This is a genomic window from Pectinatus brassicae, from assembly GCF_014201835.1.
GTDB classification, from domain to species: domain Bacteria; phylum Bacillota; class Negativicutes; order Selenomonadales; family Selenomonadaceae; genus Pectinatus; species Pectinatus brassicae.
This window is the reverse complement of the sequence record NZ_JACHFH010000001.1, coordinates 66,668-88,604: the sequence shown is the minus strand read 5'-3', so window position 1 is coordinate 88,604 and position 21,937 is coordinate 66,668. Positions and strand designations below refer to the sequence as shown.

The window sequence follows — 21,937 nt, the reverse complement described above, 5'->3', positions numbered from 1 at the left end:
GCCTATTTAGCAATATTTATAATAGTTTTTAGTTGGCCTCATAGGTTCTGATGCGCAATTCCAGATTATTGTCTGCGCATACTTTTTGGCAGGCTTTTATTTCATCAGCGCCGATGCTGTCAACAATTGTTAATACAACATTAGGTATGTGGTTTTTACATTCTTTGGCAAAATCAAGCATAGCCTTATAAGAGGCGATACCTAATTGGTTTTGCGTGATAGCCAGATATTTTTCAGCAGTCGGAGCATTTAAACTTATGGATATAGTATCCAGCAAGTCCTTAAATAATATAGCAGTATCTTTTTTATGCTGTAATGAAGATAAACCATTGGTATTAAGACGAATTTTTTTGTCAGGCCAGATTTCACGCACATATTTTAAAGCATCGATCAAGAATTCAAGGCGCATGGTTGGTTCACCAAAACCACAAAATACAATTTCGCCTACTTTGGTTTTATCTATTTGGGAAAAAGCCATTTTAATATCAGTAAGTGTAGGTTCCTGCTGAAGCCAAAGCGTGTGTTCCTTGGGCATTTTTTTTAGGCTTCTGAGACAGAAAGTACAGGCACAATTGCATTTGTTGGTAATATTTATATAAAGATTATGCAATTTGGCAGGATTGTTTTTTACAGCATCAGTAAATTCAATGAATTTACCGTTTTCGGCAGCATATAAAATCATGATAAAGACCCCTTAATAATATTATTTTAATGTAGTTAAATATTCCTCAAAACAAAGTCCTTCATTCCAAGGAATATTGAGGCTTTCAGTGTAAAGCAGGGATTTCCTGATAAATTCAGCGGCTTTGCTTACAGCAGCGATGATAGATTCATTTTTTACGAGGGAAGCAGCAACAATAGCGACAAAGGCATCACCGGTGCCGGAATGTTCTGAGCCGGTTCTGGCAGATTCTATCATTTTGCCTAAATCATTTTCATAGATATAATTACCAATATTTTGACCGCGGCTGATACCGGTTATAATGATTTTCATATTTTGACCATCGTAATCTTTGCGGCGGGCCGCTAAATTTTGACAGATACTGTATAGAGCATCATTACTGATTAAGCCGCCAGCAGGATATTTTATGTCAATTAAATTACAGGCTTCAGTTAGGTTAGGCGTTAATACATCAGCATGGGTTAATAGTTTTTTCATTTCCTGGCATAGCTTGGGGGTATATGAGGCATAAAGTCGACCATTATCCCCCATGACCGGATCGACAATTAATAGAGGCTGTTTGCCGGGAACAGCTAATTTAAATTTTTTTATAAAATCAACAACGATATCAATTTGCTGTTCGGAACCGAGAAAGCCGGTTAATATGCCATCAAATTGCAAATGCAATTTTTGCCAGTTAGCCATATAGGAATGCATGCTTTTGGTATAGTCATCGAAAAAATATTCGGAAAAACCAGTATGGGCTGACAAGATAGCGGTAGGAAAGGGGCAGGCCTGTACTTTTAAAGCTGAAATAAGCGGCAGTTCAACGGCAATTGAACAGCGACCAAAACCTGTAATATCATTTATAAGGGCGATTCTTTTTTGTTGCATAATTTAAACTCCAAGGGTATTTTAAAAAAGATTATATCAAAAACTCCGCGAAGATAAAAGGGATATCCGGCGGAGTTTTTAATAATATTATTATTTTGCGGTTTTAGTATTTAAACGTTTTTGCGCATGTTTTTTTTCGCTGTAATTACGGAACGTTATCCATAATGGTGTTGCCGTGAAGATAGATGAATAGGCACCACAAGTAAACCCAATAATTAAGGCAAAAGAAAAATCTTTAGTTGTATCGCCGCCAAAAACATAGAGGGCAACGGTACAAACTAAAACAGTTAAAACCGTATAGATAGATCTGGTTAATGTCTGATAAATACTGCGATTAGCAAGTTCATTGATATCGCCGCCGCGTTTAAAGTGAAGTTTTAAGTTTTCTCGTATGCGGTCAAATATAACAATGGTATCATTTACGGAATAACCAATGATAGTCAAAATGGCAGCAATAAAAGAAGAATCAATGCTTTTTTGGGTAAGCGAAAATACGCTTAAAACAACAAGTGTATCATGAATTAAGGCCATAATAGCCGCTAAGCCGAATTTAAATTCAAAGCGATAGGAAACATAAGCTATAATTAACAGCCAGGATAACAGCGTAGCCCAAAGAGCATTAATGACAAGTTCACTGCCAATTGTAGCGCCAACTTTTTCTTCACGTAAAACCTTATATGAGCCAAGTTTATCTTTTAGGCCCTTCATAACATTTTCCCGTTCAGATTGTGATAAGTCTTTAGTACGGATCATTACATCCTGTGAGCTGGTAGCATTGCTGGCCTTGCCTGATAATTGAATCTGGCTGTTAGCCAGATTATACTGATCCATAGTAGTACGGACATCATTAATGTTTACCGCTTTATCAAATTTTAAATCGATTAAAGTTCCACCAGTAAAATCAATACCAAGATTAAAACCACGGGTAAACATGCAGATAATCCCAGCAATAATAATAAGTGATGAAATACCATACCAGATTTTACTATGACCTACAATATCAAAATGTTTCATTATTTCACCGCCTTTTCGGAAACTGAAGCTGAAGATACGCCAAATAAGCGGGGATTATGAATAATATTAGAAGCGATTAGCCATTTCAATAAGTATTTTGTCATGGTAACAGCAGTGAACATACTTAAAATAACCCCAAGACCTAAGGTTATGGCAAAACCACGGATAGGTCCAGTGCCGAAGAAGAATAAAACTACTGAAGCAATTATTGTAGTAAGATTCGAATCAAAAATGGTTACAAAAGCACGCTTAAATCCAGAATCCATAGCCCAGCGAACTGTTTTGCCTGAGCGCATTTCTTCTTTAAAATGCTCAAAGATAAGTACATTGGCATCAACTGCCATACCTATCGAAAGGATGATACCAGCAATTCCCGGTAAGGTTAAAGTGGCATCGAGCATTTTTAATACGAATAATAAAAGCAAGACATAGGCCATTAAACTGATATCGGCAATGAGACCAGGTGCACGATAAAATAACAGCATAAATAAAACAACAGCACCGATACCAATAGTAAAGGCAAATTCACTTTTATCCTTAGAATCCTGACCGAGGGTCGGTCCAACCGTACGTGTTTCAATACTCTTCACTTTGACAGGCAGAGCACCCGAACGAAGTAATAAAGCCAAATTATGGGCGTCTTCTAAAGACCGGTTACCAGTTATTACAGCTTTACCGCCGGTGATAGGTTCATTAACACGCGGTGCGGTCAATACTTTACCATCGAGTAAGATGGAGATGGTACGTCCAACATTTTCTTCGGTTAAGTCAGCAAATTTTTTGGCACCATCGGGGCTGAATTCCAAAGAGACAAGATTTTGTCCCTGCTGGTCAGTTTCTTCACGAGCATCTTTTAAATCTGAACCGTTAAGTACAGTTTTGCCGTCTTCATCACGAAATTCCAGCATAGCTGTCTTCCCCAAAACCTCAATAGCTTTATTCGGGTCTTTAACACCAGGAAGTTCAACTATAATTCTTCGTTGTCCTTCACGCTGGATGACTGGTTCGGTAAGCCCCATGGCATTTACCCTGTTTTCTATTATTTTAACAACACGGTTCATCGCGTCATCGTTAACTTTGGCCTGAGGCGTATCAACCCCTTCCAAAACAACATGAGTACCACCTTGTAAATCAAGCCCTTGTCGTATCGAAAATGCCAGTGGTTTTACAAAATAAACAAAAAGCCCTATGACAGCAACGATGGCGACAGCGAGTTTAAAAAAACTTTCCCGCTTCAAATATATCCCTCCAAATATAATAGTTTAATTAAAACATTATTAAAGGCAAACAAATAAAATTCGGCGGGATGTTCCGCCGAAGTATAAACAATTTTCTAAGAAGATAATCAGCTTAAAATAATTAATTTACCTAGTTCATTATAGCGGTAATTTTATACTACTGTCAATTAGCAGCGATAATATGATAATTTTTGATATAATCAATGGCTTTAGTTAAAACCTGATCGATACTGAGGGTATCAGTTTGTATGTATAAATTGCAATTTTCCCGAGCGTTAAGCAGCCGTTCATGCTGAATATCAATACGCTCTTGTGTCCAGGAAGGGCGACGTCTTTTTTGGACGGAAACTAATTGGGCATCAAGTAAAATGAGTAAATCAGGCTGGTTTTTTTGCCAGAGTTTTTGTACACAGGAATGTTCCTGGGCAATATTATGGGCATCATAGCCGAAATTTCGCAGTCCTTTTACCAAAGTAGATTTTCCTGAGGCACATATGCCGACAACTGTAATTATCATAAATAACTCCTATTAAAATGGATATTCAATATTAACACGCTGGACTTTAGTTTTTGTATTATCCTTAGCACAGATACTCATGGCAACAACTGTCATGTCATCACCAGCTTGCTCCTTATCCAACTGCAGGGCATAGTCCATGATGCTGTCGGTGATAAAAGAAATATCGTCGGCTGAATTTTTGTCGATAATATCGAGTATTTTATTGAAATCAGCGCAGCGGCCGGAAGTTTTTCGACCAGCAGACTGAATTCCATCAGTATAAGAGACAATTATCATACCAGCAGTAAGCGGTAGTTCATAGATAAGCGGCTTGGTGTGGTGATGGACGCCGATGGGATTGACATTTTCGTCGTAAGTACAAGTGAAATCAGGTGTTTTTACTATTACGGGGCAATTGGAATTGCGGCTGATAACAAGGGTTTCACTATCAAGATCAGCACTTATTACGGTGAGAGTGCAGGAAACTTTTTTGTTTTTGACAGCATAAAGATAATCATGTACTGCTCGGGCAACAGCACCATCACGTGTTCCGTCGCTAATCAAGGACACGGCTCTGTTGACAACCAGCCCGCTGGTATTATGGGCAGAAAGGCCATGCCCTTGTCCATCAGCCAATATAAGAGAAAGACCGCCCTGCGGCCTTTCGGCAGTATTACAGGAGTCACCGCTAAATTCCATGGCATAGCGGGTAGCTTTCGCAATAGCAATTTTTATTTCCATGTAACTAAAACTTCCTTATAATTTTTTACGAGCATAATTAACAGAAATAAATGATTATTCCCAGATATGATTTTCTGTGAAAATTATATCTAAAGGAACATCAGTAGCATCCAATGGCAGCGTTTTCACCTGCTGTAAGGAGAAAAAAATACCAGCATAAACAGCATTGAATGCTTGTGGTAAAAAACGATCATAAAAGCCGCCGCCCATGCCTAAGCGATATTTGTCAGGAGTGAAAGCAACACCGGGAACGATTATCAAATCAAGCTTTTCTGGAGCTAAATAGTGTTTATTGTTATCGCTGACAGTCAATATATTAGAAGTACCGATTACTAAATCATTAATATTTTTAATAATAGCTGCCTGCATTAATCCCTGTTTTAAATCAGTTATATAGGGAATACAAAGCGTCTTACCGTCAGCTAAAATTTTTTCCAGCAACATATTAGTTTGGACTTCATCGGGCATCGCGGCATAAGCCATTATATGAGCAGCTTCTTTATAAATATTGGAATTTATAAGATTAGCAGTTATTGATTGGCTGTAAATATTTCGTTCATTAGAAGACAAGCTGCGCCTGGATGACAGCATCATCCGGCGCAGCTCTTTTTTATTTTGCATTATTGGCTCCATTTTTTTCCTGGCTGATATTGGTACCTACAGCAGTACGGGAAACATCAATTTCAACATTGTCAGCTATTTTTAGACGAACCCGGTCATCGTTGATAGCTGTTACTTCGCCATAAATCCCGCCAATAGTAATAACGCGGCTGCCAACCTTTACCGCATCAAGCATTGACTGACGTTTTTTCTGTTGTTTTTTCTGTGGACGATATAACAGGAAGTAAAAGATGACTACAAGCAATACTGGAAAAGCAAAAGACTGTAATTGTTCGATGTTCATTAATAAAACACTCCTTAAATATAATAAAATAGTACTGGATAGTTTCTATTTTTAGACATATCTTTTATAAATTCGACAAAGCAATAGTAAATCCTTTACTTTGCTGTATATTTGCGGGAAAATTCATTGTAAAATTCAACGAAACGATCTTCAATAATAGCCTGACGCATTTTTTTCATATAATCGATAAGAAAATGCAGATTATGCAAAGTCAATAAGCGCAAGCCAAAGATTTCGTTGACACGAACAAGATGTCTGATATAAGCACGGGAATAATTACGGCAGGCATAGCAATCGCAATTTTCATCAATAGGATTAAAATCATGTTCATATTGGGCATTTTTTATTACAAGGCGGCCATTCCAAGTCATTGCTGTACCATTGCGCCCAACACGCGTAGGAAATACACAGTCAAACATATCAATACCGCGTTTTACGCCTTCCACTAGACAATCCGGTGTGCCAACGCCCATTAGGTAGCGAGCCTTATTTTTCGGCAGGTAATTTGCAGTATAATCAAGTACTTCATACATGAGTTCTTTTGGCTCACCAACGCTTAGTCCGCCAATGGCATAGCCGGGCAGATCCATGTCAATTAAGGCGTCTGCGCAGTATTTGCGTAAATCCTCATACATACCGCCCTGAACAATGCCAAATAGTCCTTGATCAGTACGGGTCAGGGTATCCTTGCAGCGTTTGGTCCAGCGCAGGGTGCGCTCGGTTGATTTTTTGGCATAATCATGATCAGCTGGATAAGGAATGCACTCATCAAAGGCCATTATAATATCAGAGCCTAAATCCATTTGTGTTTTAGTGGCAATTTCCGGTGACAGAAATTTTTTGGAGCCGTCGATATGGGAACGAAAAGCAACGCCTTCTTCGGTTATCTTGCGTAAATCACCAAGGCTGAACACCTGAAAGCCGCCGCTGTCAGTTAAAATAGCCCGATCCCAATTCATGAATTTATGCAGTCCACCGGCCTCTTTTATAAGTGGAGAGCCAGGGCGCAAAAATAAATGGTAGGTATTGCTGAGAATTATACCGGCCCCCATTTGTTTTAATTCTTCGGGGGAAAGGGTCTTGACGGTAGCTTGAGTTCCTACCGGCATAAAAATAGGTGTTTCAAAACTGCCGTGTGGGGTATGGATAATTCCGGCTCTGGCACCGGTAGTAGGACATTGTTTAATCAATTCGTAGGTAATAGCTGGCATTAAATCTTCTCCGTATCATAAATTTATCAATAGCTAAAATTATAGCATAAGAGCTTACTTTTACCAAAGATAAAATAATAGTTATTTTTGGGCTTTAGTAGTGACATGAGCACATAGTAAAAAACAGCCCACAGTATATATGAGTAAAATAATAAGTGAAAATATTGCTGCTGGTTCACCGCGCCCGATGCTTCGCAGCAGTAAGCTGGTATGGGTAAGCGGCAAGGCATGGATAAAATAATATAGTGCAGCCGGGAGCTTGCTGGTAGAAAAAAATGTACCGCACAGAAAAGACATTGGTAGAAGGATATAAGTGTTAAAGCGGCCCATATCCTCATAGGAAGCTATGGTCATAGCAGCATAGTAGCCTATTTCAGCAAAAATAGCACAGTTTAATAGCAGGATTATTATAAATAAAGGTGTTATAGTAAAGTTAGCACCAAAAGCATACGACAGTACAATTATAATAAGTGAGGAAATCATGCCGCGTAAAATAGCTGCCAAGATTTTTCCGGCAGCAAAGGATAGGGGATTTATCGGTGCCGTAAAATATTCTTCAATACTTTTATGGTAAATACGCTCGCCATGCAGCGGAGCAAGGCTGTTAAATGATATATTCATGGAATTTAAAGCTAAGATACCCGGAACGAGAAAATCTAAATAAGAACCGCTGGTAGTATGAATACTACGGCCAAGTCCCCAGCCAAAAGCTACCAAGTAAAGAATTGGCGCGACCATACGGCTTAGTATAAATTTTATCATACGGTGCTTTAATACCACCCAATCACGCCAAAAGGCAGTAAAGATATCCTGAAGCATTAATTAACTTTCCTCCCTGTGAGTTCGACAAATACATCTTCCAAATTAGAATGACGACGTAAAATATTGCCTTGTTGTAAAGCGGCAGCAAACTTTTGTGCCGTTTCTCTGTCAGGAAAAATTTTAAAATCGCGTTCACCGTTGTCTTTATCCCATTCAACCACATACTTGCCAATTTTTTCCTTTAAATTAGTTGGTGAGTCAAGAGCGATTAATTTTCCCTTATTCATAATTGCTACTCTGCCGCATAAGGCTTCGGCTTCTTCAATATAATGGGTGGTTAAGACGATAGTAACACCATCGTGATGCATTTTGCGGATGAGATCCCAAATGCGTCTTCTTACCTGTGGGTCAAGGGCGACAGTGGGTTCATCGAGAAATAATATTTGTGGTTTATGCATAAGTGCGCGTACTATAAGTAAACGGCGTTTCATCCCACCGGATAAAGAACGGACGCTGTCGTTTATTCTGTCGGACAATTCTACATAGGCCAGCAATTCATCAATGCGGCTGACACGTTCTTGTTTATTCATATGATGCAGGCGCCCATGCAGATGCATATTTTCACCAACGGTTAAATCCTGGTCAAAATTTATATGCTGGGGAACAACACCGATAAGCGCTTTTATTTTTTTGGCATTAGCGGCAGTGTTTAAATTGTCATAGCAGATAGTGCCGGCAGTAGGTTGGGTCAGCATAGTCAGCATGCGGATAGTAGTGGTTTTGCCGGCGCCATTAGGACCTAAGAGACCGAATATTTCATTATTAGCTATTTTCAAATTTAAATCAGCAACGGCAATCTTTTCAGCTTGTTTTCCCGCAGCATTTTTATATGGATAAACTTTCTTTAATGAGCTAAGACACAGCAAATTTAATGTTCCTTTCTGATATGTATTAAAATTCAATACCCTTTTGAGCTTTAATGCCCTGCTTATAAGGGTGCTTTATTTCGGTCATTTCAGTTACGAGATCAGCTTTGGCAATTATTTTGTCAGATGCATCACGACCGGTAAGTATAAGATGCAGATCTTGTGGTTTGTTATCCACAACTTTAAGCACATCATCAACAGTCAGCAGATTAAATTTAACAGCATAATTTATTTCGTCAAGAATAATCATATCCCAATTATCGCTGCTTTCAGCATCTATTGCTGTTTGCAGGGCTTTTTTTGCAGCACTGATATGTTCATCTTGGGAGATACCATTATCCCTGTGGGTAAAACCCTCACCCATTTGGATGATTTTTATATTATCACCGGGCAGTGCAGCCAGGGCGTTAAGTTCGCCATATTTAGAATTTCCTTTGATAAATTGAATAATTAAAACGCGTAGATTTTGTCCCCAGGCTCTTAGGGCCAGGCCTAAGGCAGCAGTGGTTTTACCCTTGCCATTGCCGGTATGAACGATAGTAAGACCTTGTGTATACATGAGTATCTCCTTTTCTAGAAACCGTTATGCCACCACAGTGGCACGACAGGTAATAATGCGATTATTAACATTATGAATAATATGGTAACAGTATACATGAGCTGGATAGTTTCCTTAATATGACGGGCACATAATTTTTGGTAGGCATCTCCCATATAGGCACGAAAATGTGGTTTGCCAAAATAAAAATTTTGCCCTCCCAGACGAATGTTCAGTGCTCCGGCTACAGCCGCTTCAGTATAGCCGCCATTGGGACTAGGATGCTTTTTAGCATCGCGAACAATCATTTTCCAAGCCAAACGATAATCGAAATGTAAAATAGCAGCAGCAATAACAAATAAAATACCACTTATGCGGGCGGGAATAAGATTTAAAATATCATCAACCCGGGCAGAGGTTCTGCCAAAATAAAGGTATTTGTCATTTTTATAGCCAACCATCGAATCTAAGGTATTAGCCATACGGTATAAAACAGCTAAAGGCAGTCCGCCTATAAAAAAGAAAAATAAAGGGGAGATAATACCGTCAGTGGTATTTTCAGCAATAGTTTCGATGGTAGCACGTACTGTTTCTGGTTCATCCATATTATCTACATCGCGCCCTACAATAAAATGGACTTTTTGGCGGGCTTCATCAAGATTATTGTGAATGAGGCTGTCAATAACACCAAGGCCAGCCTGCATAAGAGATTTTGGTGAAATCATAAAACTTAATATTAGAGCTTCAATAAAGATTTTCAGCCACCAGATTGGCAGGTAGTTTTCTAGGAGCCATACAATGCCACGGGTAAAATAGTATGATAAACTCAGGCAGATAATCGTAAAAACCAGTCCAAGCACAAGCTTAGTGGGGTCACTGTGTCGGTCATGGCGTAATATTCGTTCGATAACTCCTACGATGCGTCCCATAACAGCTACAGGATGAAATTTATTTTGGGGATCACCGATAATCGTATCAATGATAAATGCGGCTATCGCTATTATTGCTGGTATCATTATATCTATCTCCGTTTTTTAGTATATACAGTGTTAAATATTAATTGTTTTGCAGCTGGGCCTGTTTTTCTCGTGCTGTGGGAGTTTTAGCCAAACCGCCTTCTGAAGTTTCCCGCAAAGAAACAGGAATAAGGCGGCCTATTTCATACATGGCAGTTATCACTTCATCCGGCGGTATAAAGCTTTTTACACCAGCCATAGCCATTTCGGCAGCAGTTAAAGCATGTACGGCATGAAAACCGTTGCGTTTAACACAAGGAACCTCAACTAATTCAGCAACTGGGTCGCAGACTAAGCCTAAAACATTTTTCAAGGCTAAGGTAGCGGCATGAACCATCTGCTCATTTGAGCCATTTAATATATCAACGACAGCCGCAGCCGCCATGGCTGCGGCTGTACCGCATTCAGCCTGACAACCGCCAACAGCTCCGGCCACACAGGCATTTTTAGCAATTATATTGCCAATACCGGCAGCGGTAAACATAGCACTGCTGTATTTTTCCCGATCAGCGCCTTTGGCTTCACCGACAGCAAAAACAGCACCGGGTACAATACCACAAGAACCTGCAGTTGGACAGGCTACTATTTTATGCATTTTAGCATTGCCTTCACTGACAGCCAGTGCATAAAGAAGCGCCCTATGGGCAATATTTCCCAAAATAAGCGGCGGCATAGCTTCAATTTTCTTGGCATCGGTACCGACCATACCACTGGTGGAAAGACCTTCATCATCAAGACCATTTTTTATAGAGGCGGCAAAAATATCAAGACGCTGCTGCATTTTATTTGTTACCAGTGCTTCCGTTGTTTCATATTCTTCCGCTTCAGATTTTATTACTATTTGAGCAATAGTAGTATTATTTTTTTGCGCTAAGCGCAGTAAATCAGCTATTGAATTATATTCAAACATAGTATCTCCTGCTATATCAATTTTATAAATAAAATTTGTAATTGTTTTTAAAGCGGGTCAATGGCAATAACGGAATGCATTATCGGTAAAGAGCTTATTTTATCCACAATCTCATTAGGAATTTGTCCATCTGTTTCTATTATCATAACGGCCTGCTTATGTTTTCCTTTGCGAAAAACACGCATTTGGGAAATATTTATATTTTTTTCGGCGATAAATGAAGATACCAAGGAAACTACACCGCTTTGATCGTTGTATACCGATAACAAAGTATAATTTTCACCGCTGACATCACAATCAAAACCATTAATTTGACTGATAGAAACCTTGCCGCCGCCAAGCGAAATCCCAACAATATCTAATTTTTTGCCATTGCAGCCGACTAATTGTAATTGAGCGGTATTAGGATGATTGCTTTCATTTTCAGAAGTATTAATGCTTACAGTCAGATTGGCTTTTTTAGCTAAAGAAAAAGCTTCACGAAGAGCAGGATCATCAGCACTATAACCTAATAGACCGGCAATAATGGCTTTATCGGTGCCATGCCCACGATAAGTTTTGGCAAAAGAGCCGAAAAAGGTAATAGCAGCCTGTACGGGTTTTTCTTTTAAAATATAGTGTGCCAGTAGACCGATGCGTGCTGCTCCCGCTGTATGGGAACTCGAGGGACCTATCATTACGGGTCCGATTATATCAAATATACCCATTTATTCTCCTAATTACTGATAAGATTTAGTTAATAATTGTCATTAACTATGCCTTATTATATCATAGTAGAAAGTTTTTGCCATTTTGTCGGCAAAATTAAATAATAATATATAAAAAACCGCCTAGCTGACAGCCAAGCGGTTTTTTATATATTATTATATTGTAAAATTAAAAATATTATATAGTGGATGGCTATACAATACTTAGGAACTAGCTAAGTAAAAAGTTATTAACTGGCAAGAATATGGGAATTTTTATCCAGTTGTTTCATTTTATCGCAAAAATATGGTGTCAGACGAGCTTCGAAACAAGAAATGTTTTTATCCATTTCAGACAGCTGTACTAAAATAGTATCACCTAATATTTTGGCAAATTTAGCAGAATTAATACTGATGTTTTGTTGGCGTAAATAATGGGCAAAAACAAGAAAATCATCAGCAGCAGCGGCAGTTTCCCTGCCGTTGGCGGTAAATACATAGAATGCCGGTTCGGTTTGAACATCAGAAAAGACCAATATACGATCTGCACCAATACCATGTGTGCGGCTGCATAAAAGCTCCAGTGCTGCAGTTCCCGGCATAGATTCATTTGCCTCATATATCATATATTCAACATCTTTAAATACAAAATTCATGACCACCTGCATCATGTATCGCCTCCTATCATTCATTGCTTTTATTATAACAGGCACAATATGCTAATAAAATGCTAAATATGCTTTAAATATTGCAAAAAATGCTCTATAATAGCAAATGAAAAATATAATATAAACGATAAAGGTGGTAATATAGTGGAAAGCTATGAAAAAAAAGGCTATCTTATTCAGCAGTTTAAGGTATTTCGCCTAAAAGAACGTTTAGCAAAAATACCTTTTCATTATCATGATTTTCATAAAATAATTTTATTTGTAAGCGGAAAAATGGATTATATAATTGAAGGAAAAACTTATCCATTAGAACCGCGCGATATGATTTTTGTCAGTGCCGGGGAAATTCATCGGCCCTTGATAAGGGGAAATGCTGATTATGAACGGATTGTTATTTATATATCACCAGATTTCCTAAAAAAATATGATACCGATAAAGAAAAATTATCAACATGTTTTTCCCTTGCCCGCACTACTTCCAGTGTTATGCATTTGACTGCGGGAAAAACGCATGATTTGCTCTATCATATGGAAAAATTGGAAAATAATGCGCATAAAGATGATTTTGCTAATGATTTATATACGGAAATATTATTTATTGAATTTATGATACTTTTAAATCGTTCATTACTCAGCCATGAGATAGATGATATGCACATTGCCGTATACGATAAAAAGATACTGCCATTATTGCAGTATATAAACGATAATCTGCTGCAGGAATTGACTATTGACAGCCTTGCTGAAAAATTTTACCTCAGTAAATACTATATGATGCGTCGTTTTAAAGATGCCACCGGCTATAGTATCCATCAATATATAATCAATAAGCGGCTGCTATATGCCCGCAGCCTATTGGCAGAAGACATAGCACTTACTAAAATTTGCTTTGACTGTGGATTTCGTGATTATTCAACCTTTTCTCGGGCATTTAAGGAATTGTTTCAGCAGACGCCCAAGCAGTATCGCCAAAAACTAGCTTTTAATAAGTAAAATAGAGCAAAGATATGGCATGGTGTTAATTTAAATTTAATCAGTTTAACATATTTTTATTTTACCAATAATAATTTTTCAGATAATTTTCATCATAATAGCCTAAAGTATATAATATAATTTTAGCAAAATCTTAACATATAATTAGTTTTTTAATAATATACTGTAATTAAAAGACTGTAAGAGATTATTTATATATTATGAGGTGATTAAAATGGCAAATGTGTTAATTTTGACGGCATCAATTGGTAATGGGCATAATAAGGCCGCAGCTAATATTTACGAAAGTCTTAGTAATACTGGCAATAATGTGCAGCTTGTCGATTTTTTAGAAACATCATCATATAATATGAATAAGTTTTTTGGTAATTTTTATAAACGTTTAATTGACTATAAGCCTGAAATCTTTCGCCTGATATGTGAAATAGGAAAAAACGAAAAATTAAATCAGGTAAAGTATATTTTGGGGAAAATTAATAGTACGATAATGAAAAGATTAGTGCTGCAATATCAGCCAGACATAATTATTTGTACGCATTTTTTCCCGTTGGCAGCAGCTGCAATGTATAAAAAAGACTACCCTCATAAATTTAAACTTATGGGGGTAGTTACTGATTATAATATCCATCCTGTATGGCAGATAAAAGGGGTGGATAAATATTTTATAGCCCATGCTGCCCTTAAAGAACAGTTTGCAGTAAGGATAAATAAAACTAATATCATAGCAGCAGGTATACCTGTCAGTACAAAGTTTAACCCAATAAAAAAGAATAAAGTCAGAAATAAAATATTAATTATGACCAGCAATCAATCAGCAGAAAATATGCTTGATATAATATATATTGCTAAAAAATTTGCTGATATTTTGAATATAACCTTCATAACGGGGAATAATAAAGATCATTATAATCTATTGCAGCAGATATTTAGCGAGAATAAAAATATGGTAATACTCGGCTATACTGATAAAGTAGCAATATATATGAAAACACATGATGTTTTAATAACTAAAGCCGGTGGTATGACGATATCAGAAGCAATAGCTGCAGGGATACCTCTTATAATGTATTCACCAATTCCAGGCATGGAAGAGGAAAATGCCCAATTTGTTAATGATAAATACTTGGGAATTTGGGCACATACTAAAAATGATTTAGAGCAGGCAATAGTTAAATTGTTTGCAGATAATATTTTATATGAAAATATACGCAAAAATATGTTGGATTTGCATATTGACGGAGCAGGGAGTATTATAAAAAATAATATTTTATTGTACATTTATAAGAAAAATAAGGTGGCTTAATATGCGAATAAATTATTATTTAAATGCACTGCCTGTGCCGCTTTCAATGTCGATATGGCTGCAGAAAATCATGGACAGCAAAGCTGCCAGGGAGTTATGTTTTACCCATAAGTTTTGCAATATGCAGACAGTAGCTTTACTGCAGCAGTTCAGCGATAAAAGGACAGCAGCTATGGTGCAAAAAAATATGGAGTATATACAAAATGGTGTTGTCTGGGCAGATCTTAATTTTAAAAATATAATGCATTTTTATGATCCGTTTAAAAATAAAGGCCTGTGGAAATTTTCGCCAGCGGTTGTTTCATTTGAATTTTATTTAGATAAAGCGGAACGGTTTTTAAAGAAGAGAAACATGGATAAAAGTTTTTTTTATCTAGGGGCGGCTATTCATTTATTGCAGGATATGTCGGTACCGCACCATGTCAGCGGTAATTTATTTAATGGGCATAAAAAATTTGAAGAATGGGTGCAGCTAAATTTGCACCAGTTTGTATTTTTCACCGATATGAAATGGCGGGAGTGTAAAAATCCTATCCAATTATTCATGGATGCAGCGTATTTTGCGACAAATTTTATATTGCTGGTAGATAATAAGGCTACGATACGCGATTATTTTTCCACAGCAAATATTTTATTGCTGGAAACGCAAAAAAATACAGCATCCTTATTGGAATGGTTTGTAAAAAAAATATAGAGCCCATAAAATAAATCATAGGCTCTATAATGCAGAAAAAATATGGGGGAAATAATTTTAGACGGCAGCGGCAAGATGGAGCTGTTGAAAGCAATTGCGGATAAAATCGTTATTATATTGCAATGTTTCCTGCCAATTGTCATTATTTTTATACCAAAATTCTGTTACATAACGACGAATACCTAAATTCCAAGCAGTTGTAATGATGTTATTAAAATCAACATGACCGGTGCCAAAAGGTATTTCACGATATTTTTCCGGCAGGGATTCTTTTAAATGCATTGCAACTAAATGTCCTTGACCCATCAATAAATCTTTATTGATATCAGTGTTATATAATAAGGCAGAGTTGGTTATATTGCCAGAATCAGGATAAACACCAAGATAGGGAGAATCTATTTGGTGGACATAATGCATGGCCTTTTCCACATTGTCCATAAAATCGGTTTCCATAGTTTCAAAGCCAAGTAAAACTCCTTCTTTAGCAGCCATTTCAGCGCATAGTTTTAAATTTTTTATGAAATCTGATTTTGTTTGGTCAGTACTTTTTTCATAATAAACATCATAGCCGGCTATTTGAATGACGCGTACGCCAAGGGCACCAGCCAGACGGATTGCTTTGCTCATGATTTCCAAGCTGCGGGTCTGCTTTTTTTTATCGGGACAGCCTAAAGGATATTTACGATGTCCACTTAGGCAGATAGAACGAATGGGGATTTCGGAGCAGCGCATAGCTGCTAAGATATCACTTATATCACCATGCGTCATATCAAGACGTGCTAATTTTTCATCTGATTCATCAATACTCATTTCTAAAAAATCAAAACCAGCTTTACGAGCCGCTAATAATTTTTCAATCCAAGTAAGAGAGGAAGGCATAGCTTTTTCATAAACACCTAGAGCATAATTGCACATAATATCAGCAACCTTTCTGTCCATAGTAGGCATTTGGACCATGTTTACGGAGAAAATGTTTATCTAATAATTCCTGAGACATTGATTGTTTATTGCCGGTTAACTGCTGAGTATATAAAGCCATCATAGCAACTTCTTCTAATACTACGGCATTATGAACGGCGTTATAAGCATCGGTTCCCCAGGTGAATGGACCATGGTTTTTGACTAAAACAGCGGGGATATTCTCTGGGGACAAATCTTTAAAGCGTTCGATAATAACCTTACCAGTATTGTATTCATAGTCATTTTGTATTTCCTGCAATTTCATATCACGTGTGCAGGGAATTTCACCATAAAAATAATCGGCTTGTGTTGTGCCGTAAGCAGGAATTGAGTGACCTGCTTGGGCGAAGATAGTCGCCCAACGGGAATGTGTATGTACTATGCCACCAATGTTTTTAAAAGAATTATAAAGGGCTAAATGCGTTGGTGTATCTGAAGAGGGATGTAGTTTTCCTTCAACTTTTTTTCCTTGTAAGTCAACTAGTACAATATCATCGGGAGTTAATTGATCATAGGGAATGCCTGATGGTTTTATAGCGAAAATGCCATGATTTCTATCTATGCCAGAAACATTACCCCAGGTAAATGTTATTAACTTATGTTCCGGCAATAACATATTGGCTTTATAGACAGATTCTTTTAATTTTTCCAGCATTATAAAACTCCTTTAATCGGTCACAATATATATAACGGCTTCGCCAATTTCACGATTAGCAGAAATGATAATATCGTGATTTTTTTTGTTTAAAACGTATACATTGCTTGGACCAATTCCTTCGTCAATAGTTGTTTTTATATATTGCCCGTTTTTATATTGGATATAAAACAAATCTTTGCTATTGCGACGTTGACCGCCTATTATAGTAGGAATGCCACGTAATTTTCCAGTCCATACAACATGACCGAATTCCATTGGTTCTGGATATTCATATACGGGTTTGTAACCTTCTTCACTTTTATGGCGAATTACAAATCGATTGCCATGAAATGGCTCAATGGTTATAAGTTCATCTATGCCGTCATTATCAATATCGCCTACAGCAATATCACTGGTGGGGATAGCATTTATCTGTTCAATAGACCAATCTTCACCAAATTTTGCTGGTGGAGTAACAGCAAACACACCATTTTCAGCAGTTACCATACCGGACATTTTGTTATTCCAAATAGTGTGGCTATAGCCATGGTTACGCAGTAAGTTTCCTTTTATAATATTAAGCTTTATTGGTGTATTTAAATCGTCAGGTAATTTGCCAACATAAATTCTTCCGGGATCGGACCAGTCATTTTTGTCAGTTTTGCTGGTGCACAGTGTACAGCCAATAAAATAATGAGTGCCATCTTCACCAGTAAGGATATCAAAGCGATGTACATAAGGCAGGTGAAGTAGTGTTTTAACCGACCACTGTTCATTATTTTCAGGATGTGCCCAAACTATGGTAGCTTCAGCAGAATCAAAGGTTGGGAAAAAATTCTGCACGGCTAAAAAATCACCATTTTTATCAGGGACAGGAACAATTGACATTGTTCCTCCCGGATTATCCCAAATGGTCGATTGATGAAAATCATCAGTCGAATACATATAAGCAGCACCTTGTCCTTCTGTAGCAAAAATTATTTTATCTGCACCATTAATTATCGTGCTGCCTGTGGCATAGCAGCGGTGAAGTGAAGTTAATACTTTTTTTTCTATTTTCATAGCAGATTACCTCGAAAAATTTGTTGTATTGAAATATTATTTTAAAGCAGCTTCTACTTTTTCTGTAATTTCTTTTTCTGATAAAAGATTCTTTAAGCCAATTACTTTAACATTTTTACCTACATTAGCAAATACGCTGACAAGTGATTCAGAACAAACTACGACATCATAATTTTGTGCCTGTGATTTTGCATCACCAACATTAGTATGATATATGGACGATTCAATGTTTAGTTTTTTAAATACTTTTTCTAATTTCATTTTTATAAGCTGGGAGGATCCCATTCCGCTACCACATGCAGCAATTACTTTTAACATAATAAAACACTCCTTTAAAATATATAATTATTCGATGATTACATCATCAACAGATTTACCTTGTTTTTTGGCAATAACTTCTTTATACTTATCATAATCTTCAGCAATTAGAAAATAAGTATCTTTATTTTTATAATAAATTATCTGCGGGATTAATAGCAGTAAAATAACAACAATAAAAACGCCGATATATTGAATGTTGTGCATTATTACGCCGATAATCGGACATAAGCTGTCCCAGTCAAAATTGCCGTGCCAGCCGCCAAACTGACCAGTGGCAAAATAGTAGGCGGCAAAACCACCACCTAAGACTTGAATGATGCCGCTGAAAAATGGAATTATGGCGGCAGCTCTTATGCCACCCAGACGATTGGCGAAAACAGCAAAGGTAGCATTATCAAAGAATAAGGGAACGAATCCACTGATAATAAGAATCGGGCTATGGAATAAAATCAGACCAATGATGGCTAAAAATTGACCGAATGCACCAAATAAGAAACCGAATGTAACGGCATTGGGATGACCGAAACCGTATGTAGCAGCGCAGTCAACTGCTGGCATAGAACCAGGTAAGATTTTGTTGGAGATACCCTGGAAAGAATTGGTTAATTCTGATACGAACATACGAACACCTAATTGTAAGATGGTTAAATAAACGGCAAAATTAAGGGATTTTTCTAAGATATAAAAGAGAAAATTTTGCTTAGGGGAAAATCCTTTATCGATATGATGCATAAGATCAGGTCCTAAAATACTTATGATTATGCCGAAAAAGATAAACATCAAAATACCGGTAGCTACAACATTTTCATTAAATATGGAAAGAAAACCGGGTAATTTTAAATTGTCCAAAGAATTTTCCTTATTACCCAGTTTTTTAGCGATTTTTGATGTAATCCAAATACCTGCCATTTGCTGATGTCCTATAGCAAAACCACCGCCATCAGTAAGCTTCTGGCAAGGTTCAACAGTTAGGTTGGAGGCAACAGCCCAATATGTACCAAGCAATACACCTAACATGCAGACTACACCAAGATTTTGCAACTGGGGAAAGCAAAATATTACCATCCATAGTGCAGTAGATGACTGTTGTACCATAACATGGCCGGTAATAAACAGTGTGCGGACTTTAGTATAGCGACGGAAAAGCACTAACAGAATGTTTATAAAAAAAGCTATTAATAATACAATCATCATCATAGAAAATGATCGGCCAATATGTTCAATAGCAGCCTGAGCGGCTGTCTGACCGAAATAGGGATCAATAACAGCTGCTGAAAGATTGAAACGGTCTTTTAAGCCAGCTAGAACTGGTCGGAAATTACCAACCAGTCCCCCAGCAGCAACATTTAGTATCATATAGCCAACCACGGCTTTTATAAAACCAGCAATGGCATCATAGACAGGTCTTCTCAAAAGAAGGTAACCGATAAAAACGATAAAACCTATAAAAAATTGTGGACGAGTTAAAATATTATCTTGGAAAAATTGCCAAACAGACATTAATATTTCCATAAATGGAATCCTCCTTTAAATCCTAAATAAACTAGTTAATCTAAAGCTAGAAGGTCAGCGGGGGTTTTTGCCATTAATAATTTTTCTACAATTGTTTCATCAGAAAGTGTATCAGACAATGCACAGAGATTTTTTAAATGGATATTGTTGTCAGTGGAAGATAATACGAAAAATAAACGAGCATCATGTTCTGGATTGCTGCTGAAATGTACAGGTATATCGGTTTTCATGAAACAAATAGCGGTGTCATTGACACCTACACCTTCCTGAGCATGGGGGATGCAGATATTAGGGGCTATTACTATATAAGGGCCAAGTTCAGTTACTTTTTTAATAATTTCATCAGGATAAGATGGCTCAATAGTGCCATCAAGCAATAGCGGTTGGCAGGCAGCTTTGACAGCATCCTGCCAGGTGGAAAAACTGGTATGAAAAGAGTATCTTTTTTTATCTACTAATTCTTTAAACATGAAATCACCCTCAAATAATTATTATAGGAAGCTAGTATAAGGTAAATTGATATCAGCAGCTTTAAAGCAATCAACAAAACCTCGTGGATAATGATATTCCAGATTATCTTTATCGATGGGATAAGTGAACTTGCCGCCAACTTGCCAAATAAATGGTTTGAATTTATACTGTAATCTATGCTTACGCATTTCAAAAAGTGCCAGAATTTCACTGGGATCTGCCTGAAAATTTGACCATATATCATGATGGAATGGAATAACAACCTTGGTATTTAATGATTCAGCCATACGCAAAATATCGACTGAAGTCATTTTATCGGTTATGCCGCGTGGATTTTCACCAAAAGAGCCAAGGGCTACATCAATATCATATTCATTGCCATGTTTAGCGTAATAATTTGAATAGTGGGAATCACCGCTGTGATAAACAGTGCCGCCAGACGTTTTTATAAGGAAATTAACGGCTTTTTCATCCATATCATCAGGCAGGCGTCCTTTTAAACTGCCATCGGGCGGAGTTGTAATTAGAGCCGTGCGATCAAATGATTCTAAGGCGGTTATTTCAATGTCTTTTATTTTAATAATGTCACCAGGTTTTACTTCGATACAGCGTTCTCTGGGAACACCCCAGCCTACCCATTTTTCTACACAGTATTTTGGACCGATAAAAGGAACAGTGTTAGGACAATTTTGAAGTACAGCTGCAGCAACATTTATATCGATATGATCATTATGATAATGAGTAGCTAATACAGCATCAATTTGTTTGATACCAAATGGGTCTAATACAAATGGAGCAACTCTTAAATTAGGCTGCATAGCACGGCCACCACACATGCGAGCCATTTGGTGCTGCGGATCCATTTTTTTCTTTTTAGTTTGTTTGCCGGTGCCACACCAAAAATCTATGCAAATATTTGCACTGCCCTCAGTTTTTAGCCAAATACCAGTGCAGCCTAGCTACCACATAGCAAAAGTACCTGGTGCTACAATTTCTTCCTCAATTTCTTCGTTTAAATAATTTCCCCATTCGGGAAAAGTTTTTAAAACCCATGAATCTCTGGTAATTTCTTTAATATTATCCATAATGACCTCCTAAGTATACTATTAATAATAATTTTAAAATTTTTACGAATATTTTATGTATAAACAACATTTTTTATTTATGCAAGATTTATATTACAACGATTTTATGCATAAAACAATTACTTTAATGAAAATATAGCATAAAAACAACCGTAAAATAAAACTTATGATTGCTTTTTGTGCTATTAAAATGAAAAATATATTTTTGTATTGATTTAAATGTTCGTTATA

General features: G+C 37.1%; 26 protein-coding genes and 1 pseudogene. 3 read left to right on the top strand and 24 right to left on the bottom strand.

Features of this window, described 5'->3' with window-relative positions; translation table 11 throughout:
* Window positions 1-28 precede the first annotated feature (28 nt).
* The 16 genes from HNR32_RS00455 to HNR32_RS00380 form a co-directional block, all read right to left on the bottom strand.
* On the bottom strand, window positions 29-682 hold the full coding sequence (locus HNR32_RS00455; RefSeq protein ID WP_183858823.1) for a TatD family nuclease-associated radical SAM protein: 654 nt from the start codon (window positions 680-682) through the stop codon (window positions 29-31).
* Window positions 683-703: 21 nt separating this feature from the next.
* Window positions 704-1,558 (bottom strand): pyridoxamine kinase, encoded by an 855-nt coding sequence (locus HNR32_RS00450; RefSeq protein WP_183858908.1) that lies wholly within the window; start codon window positions 1,556-1,558, stop codon window positions 704-706.
* A gap of 87 nt (window positions 1,559-1,645) precedes the next feature.
* A complete protein-coding gene (gene secF, locus HNR32_RS00445) occupies window positions 1,646-2,569 on the bottom strand; it encodes a protein translocase subunit SecF (protein ID WP_183858822.1) in 924 nt (307 codons plus the stop codon).
* Window positions 2,569-3,807: a protein translocase subunit SecD gene (gene secD / locus HNR32_RS00440; RefSeq protein WP_183858821.1), complete on the bottom strand. Its 1,239-nt coding sequence runs from the start codon at window positions 3,805-3,807 to the stop codon at window positions 2,569-2,571. The genes secF and secD overlap by 1 nt, the downstream gene beginning before the upstream one ends.
* 163 nt (window positions 3,808-3,970) lie before the next feature.
* Window positions 3,971-4,324, bottom strand: a complete 354-nt coding sequence (locus HNR32_RS00435; RefSeq protein ID WP_183858820.1) for a hypothetical protein — start codon at window positions 4,322-4,324, stop codon at window positions 3,971-3,973.
* A gap of 12 nt (window positions 4,325-4,336) precedes the next feature.
* Window positions 4,337-5,047 carry a PP2C family protein-serine/threonine phosphatase gene (locus tag HNR32_RS00430; RefSeq protein ID WP_183858819.1) on the bottom strand — a complete coding sequence of 237 codons (711 nt, stop codon included), beginning with the start codon at window positions 5,045-5,047 and terminating at the stop codon, window positions 4,337-4,339.
* A 54-nt stretch (window positions 5,048-5,101) separates the two neighbouring features.
* On the bottom strand, window positions 5,102-5,668 hold the full coding sequence (locus HNR32_RS00425; RefSeq protein ID WP_183858818.1) for a 5-formyltetrahydrofolate cyclo-ligase: 567 nt from the start codon (window positions 5,666-5,668) through the stop codon (window positions 5,102-5,104).
* Window positions 5,658-5,951 carry a preprotein translocase subunit YajC gene (yajC, locus tag HNR32_RS00420; protein ID WP_183858817.1) on the bottom strand — a complete coding sequence of 98 codons (294 nt, stop codon included), beginning with the start codon at window positions 5,949-5,951 and terminating at the stop codon, window positions 5,658-5,660. The genes HNR32_RS00425 and yajC overlap by 11 nt, the downstream gene beginning before the upstream one ends.
* 95 nt (window positions 5,952-6,046) lie before the next feature.
* Complete coding sequence (tgt, locus tag HNR32_RS00415; protein ID WP_183858816.1) at window positions 6,047-7,162, bottom strand: tRNA guanosine(34) transglycosylase Tgt; 1,116 nt, start codon at window positions 7,160-7,162, stop codon at window positions 6,047-6,049.
* Between the two features lie 81 nt (window positions 7,163-7,243).
* Window positions 7,244-7,981: an ABC transporter permease gene (locus HNR32_RS00410; protein WP_183858815.1), complete on the bottom strand. Its 738-nt coding sequence runs from the start codon at window positions 7,979-7,981 to the stop codon at window positions 7,244-7,246.
* Window positions 7,981-8,850 carry an ABC transporter ATP-binding protein gene (locus HNR32_RS00405; RefSeq protein ID WP_183858814.1) on the bottom strand — a complete coding sequence of 290 codons (870 nt, stop codon included), beginning with the start codon at window positions 8,848-8,850 and terminating at the stop codon, window positions 7,981-7,983. The genes HNR32_RS00410 and HNR32_RS00405 overlap by 1 nt, the downstream gene beginning before the upstream one ends.
* 25 nt (window positions 8,851-8,875) lie before the next feature.
* Window positions 8,876-9,409 carry a cob(I)yrinic acid a,c-diamide adenosyltransferase gene (gene cobO, locus HNR32_RS00400; protein WP_183858813.1) on the bottom strand — a complete coding sequence of 178 codons (534 nt, stop codon included), beginning with the start codon at window positions 9,407-9,409 and terminating at the stop codon, window positions 8,876-8,878.
* Between the two features lie 14 nt (window positions 9,410-9,423).
* Entirely contained in the window at window positions 9,424-10,404 is a 981-nt protein-coding gene (gene cbiB, locus HNR32_RS00395; protein WP_183858812.1) for an adenosylcobinamide-phosphate synthase CbiB, read from the bottom strand.
* Between the two features lie 40 nt (window positions 10,405-10,444).
* Entirely contained in the window at window positions 10,445-11,314 is an 870-nt protein-coding gene (gene sdaAA / locus HNR32_RS00390; protein WP_183858811.1) for an L-serine ammonia-lyase, iron-sulfur-dependent, subunit alpha, read from the bottom strand.
* A 47-nt stretch (window positions 11,315-11,361) separates the two neighbouring features.
* Window positions 11,362-12,021 (bottom strand): L-serine ammonia-lyase, iron-sulfur-dependent subunit beta, encoded by a 660-nt coding sequence (sdaAB, locus tag HNR32_RS00385; protein WP_183858810.1) that lies wholly within the window; start codon window positions 12,019-12,021, stop codon window positions 11,362-11,364.
* A gap of 230 nt (window positions 12,022-12,251) precedes the next feature.
* Window positions 12,252-12,671 (bottom strand): hypothetical protein, encoded by a 420-nt coding sequence (locus HNR32_RS00380; protein ID WP_183858809.1) that lies wholly within the window; start codon window positions 12,669-12,671, stop codon window positions 12,252-12,254.
* Window positions 12,672-12,812: 141 nt separating this feature from the next.
* Between HNR32_RS00380 and HNR32_RS14310 the strand changes: the two genes are divergently transcribed.
* The 3 genes from HNR32_RS14310 (at window position 12,813) to HNR32_RS00365 (ending at window position 15,658) form a co-directional block, all read left to right on the top strand.
* Window positions 12,813-13,661 carry an AraC family transcriptional regulator gene (locus HNR32_RS14310; RefSeq protein WP_183858808.1) on the top strand — a complete coding sequence of 283 codons (849 nt, stop codon included), beginning with the start codon at window positions 12,813-12,815 and terminating at the stop codon, window positions 13,659-13,661.
* 214 nt (window positions 13,662-13,875) lie between these two features.
* On the top strand, window positions 13,876-14,964 hold the full coding sequence (locus HNR32_RS00370; protein WP_183858807.1) for an MGDG synthase family glycosyltransferase: 1,089 nt from the start codon (window positions 13,876-13,878) through the stop codon (window positions 14,962-14,964).
* 1 nt (window position 14,965) lies between these two features.
* The gene (locus HNR32_RS00365; RefSeq protein ID WP_183858806.1) at window positions 14,966-15,658 is read left to right on the top strand and encodes a zinc dependent phospholipase C family protein; all 693 of its coding nucleotides are present in this window, start codon (window positions 14,966-14,968) and stop codon (window positions 15,656-15,658) included.
* A gap of 57 nt (window positions 15,659-15,715) precedes the next feature.
* Here the strand turns inward: HNR32_RS00365 and HNR32_RS00360 are convergent, their stop codons facing one another.
* The 8 genes and pseudogenes from HNR32_RS00360 to HNR32_RS13990 all read right to left on the bottom strand — a co-directional run bounded on the left by HNR32_RS00360 (window position 15,716) and on the right by HNR32_RS13990 (window position 21,706).
* The gene (locus HNR32_RS00360) at window positions 15,716-16,597 is read right to left on the bottom strand and encodes an L-ribulose-5-phosphate 3-epimerase (protein ID WP_260162412.1); all 882 of its coding nucleotides are present in this window, start codon (window positions 16,595-16,597) and stop codon (window positions 15,716-15,718) included.
* Window positions 16,578-17,273, bottom strand: coding sequence for an L-ribulose-5-phosphate 4-epimerase (locus HNR32_RS00355; RefSeq protein WP_183858805.1), 696 nt, complete (start codon window positions 17,271-17,273; stop codon window positions 16,578-16,580). Before HNR32_RS00355 ends, HNR32_RS00360 begins: the two co-directional genes overlap by 20 nt.
* Before the next feature lie 12 nt (window positions 17,274-17,285).
* On the bottom strand, window positions 17,286-18,317 hold the full coding sequence (locus tag HNR32_RS00350; RefSeq protein ID WP_183858804.1) for a hypothetical protein: 1,032 nt from the start codon (window positions 18,315-18,317) through the stop codon (window positions 17,286-17,288).
* A gap of 36 nt (window positions 18,318-18,353) precedes the next feature.
* Entirely contained in the window at window positions 18,354-18,635 is a 282-nt protein-coding gene (locus HNR32_RS00345; RefSeq protein ID WP_183858803.1) for a PTS sugar transporter subunit IIB, read from the bottom strand.
* Window positions 18,636-18,662: 27 nt separating this feature from the next.
* Window positions 18,663-20,150: a PTS ascorbate transporter subunit IIC gene (gene ulaA, locus HNR32_RS00340; RefSeq protein ID WP_183858802.1), complete on the bottom strand. Its 1,488-nt coding sequence runs from the start codon at window positions 20,148-20,150 to the stop codon at window positions 18,663-18,665.
* Window positions 20,151-20,185: 35 nt separating this feature from the next.
* The gene (locus HNR32_RS00335; protein WP_183858801.1) at window positions 20,186-20,620 is read right to left on the bottom strand and encodes a PTS sugar transporter subunit IIA; all 435 of its coding nucleotides are present in this window, start codon (window positions 20,618-20,620) and stop codon (window positions 20,186-20,188) included.
* Window positions 20,621-20,641: 21 nt separating this feature from the next.
* Window positions 20,642-21,568: pseudogene (gene ulaG / locus HNR32_RS00330) on the bottom strand (L-ascorbate 6-phosphate lactonase); the annotation flags it as partial.
* Window positions 21,569-21,580: 12 nt separating this feature from the next.
* Window positions 21,581-21,706, bottom strand: a complete 126-nt coding sequence (locus tag HNR32_RS13990) for a hypothetical protein (protein ID WP_260162411.1) — start codon at window positions 21,704-21,706, stop codon at window positions 21,581-21,583.
* Between the last annotated feature and the right edge of the window lie 231 nt (window positions 21,707-21,937).

Bases quoted from the DNA above. Each gene is read 5' to 3' on its own strand.
- HNR32_RS00455 (WP_183858823.1), bottom strand. From the start codon at position 682: ATGATTTTATATGCTGCCGAAAACGGTAAATTCATTGAATTTACTGAT.
- secF (WP_183858822.1), bottom strand. From the start codon at position 2,569: ATGAAACATTTTGATATTGTAGGTCATAGTAAAATCTGGTATGGTATT.
- HNR32_RS00435 (WP_183858820.1), bottom strand. From the start codon at position 4,324: ATGATAATTACAGTTGTCGGCATATGTGCCTCAGGAAAATCTACTTTG.
- HNR32_RS00430 (WP_183858819.1), bottom strand. From the start codon at position 5,047: ATGGAAATAAAAATTGCTATTGCGAAAGCTACCCGCTATGCCATGGAA.
- HNR32_RS00425 (WP_183858818.1), bottom strand. From the start codon at position 5,668: ATGCAAAATAAAAAAGAGCTGCGCCGGATGATGCTGTCATCCAGGCGC.
- yajC (WP_183858817.1), bottom strand. From the start codon at position 5,951: ATGAACATCGAACAATTACAGTCTTTTGCTTTTCCAGTATTGCTTGTA.
- tgt (WP_183858816.1), bottom strand. From the start codon at position 7,162: ATGCCAGCTATTACCTACGAATTGATTAAACAATGTCCTACTACCGGT.
- HNR32_RS00410 (WP_183858815.1), bottom strand. From the start codon at position 7,981: ATGCTTCAGGATATCTTTACTGCCTTTTGGCGTGATTGGGTGGTATTA.
- cobO (WP_183858813.1), bottom strand. From the start codon at position 9,409: ATGTATACACAAGGTCTTACTATCGTTCATACCGGCAATGGCAAGGGT.
- cbiB (WP_183858812.1), bottom strand. From the start codon at position 10,404: ATGATACCAGCAATAATAGCGATAGCCGCATTTATCATTGATACGATT.
- sdaAA (WP_183858811.1), bottom strand. From the start codon at position 11,314: ATGTTTGAATATAATTCAATAGCTGATTTACTGCGCTTAGCGCAAAAA.
- sdaAB (WP_183858810.1), bottom strand. From the start codon at position 12,021: ATGGGTATATTTGATATAATCGGACCCGTAATGATAGGTCCCTCGAGT.
- HNR32_RS00380 (WP_183858809.1), bottom strand. From the start codon at position 12,671: ATGATGCAGGTGGTCATGAATTTTGTATTTAAAGATGTTGAATATATG.
- HNR32_RS00370 (WP_183858807.1), top strand. From the start codon at position 13,876: ATGGCAAATGTGTTAATTTTGACGGCATCAATTGGTAATGGGCATAAT.
- HNR32_RS00365 (WP_183858806.1), top strand. From the start codon at position 14,966: ATGCGAATAAATTATTATTTAAATGCACTGCCTGTGCCGCTTTCAATG.
- HNR32_RS00360 (WP_260162412.1), bottom strand. From the start codon at position 16,597: ATGGACAGAAAGGTTGCTGATATTATGTGCAATTATGCTCTAGGTGTT.
- HNR32_RS00355 (WP_183858805.1), bottom strand. From the start codon at position 17,273: ATGCTGGAAAAATTAAAAGAATCTGTCTATAAAGCCAATATGTTATTG.
- HNR32_RS00350 (WP_183858804.1), bottom strand. From the start codon at position 18,317: ATGAAAATAGAAAAAAAAGTATTAACTTCACTTCACCGCTGCTATGCC.
- HNR32_RS00345 (WP_183858803.1), bottom strand. From the start codon at position 18,635: ATGTTAAAAGTAATTGCTGCATGTGGTAGCGGAATGGGATCCTCCCAG.
- ulaA (WP_183858802.1), bottom strand. From the start codon at position 20,150: ATGGAAATATTAATGTCTGTTTGGCAATTTTTCCAAGATAATATTTTA.
- HNR32_RS00335 (WP_183858801.1), bottom strand. From the start codon at position 20,620: ATGTTTAAAGAATTAGTAGATAAAAAAAGATACTCTTTTCATACCAGT.
- HNR32_RS13990 (WP_260162411.1), bottom strand. From the start codon at position 21,706: ATGGATAATATTAAAGAAATTACCAGAGATTCATGGGTTTTAAAAACT.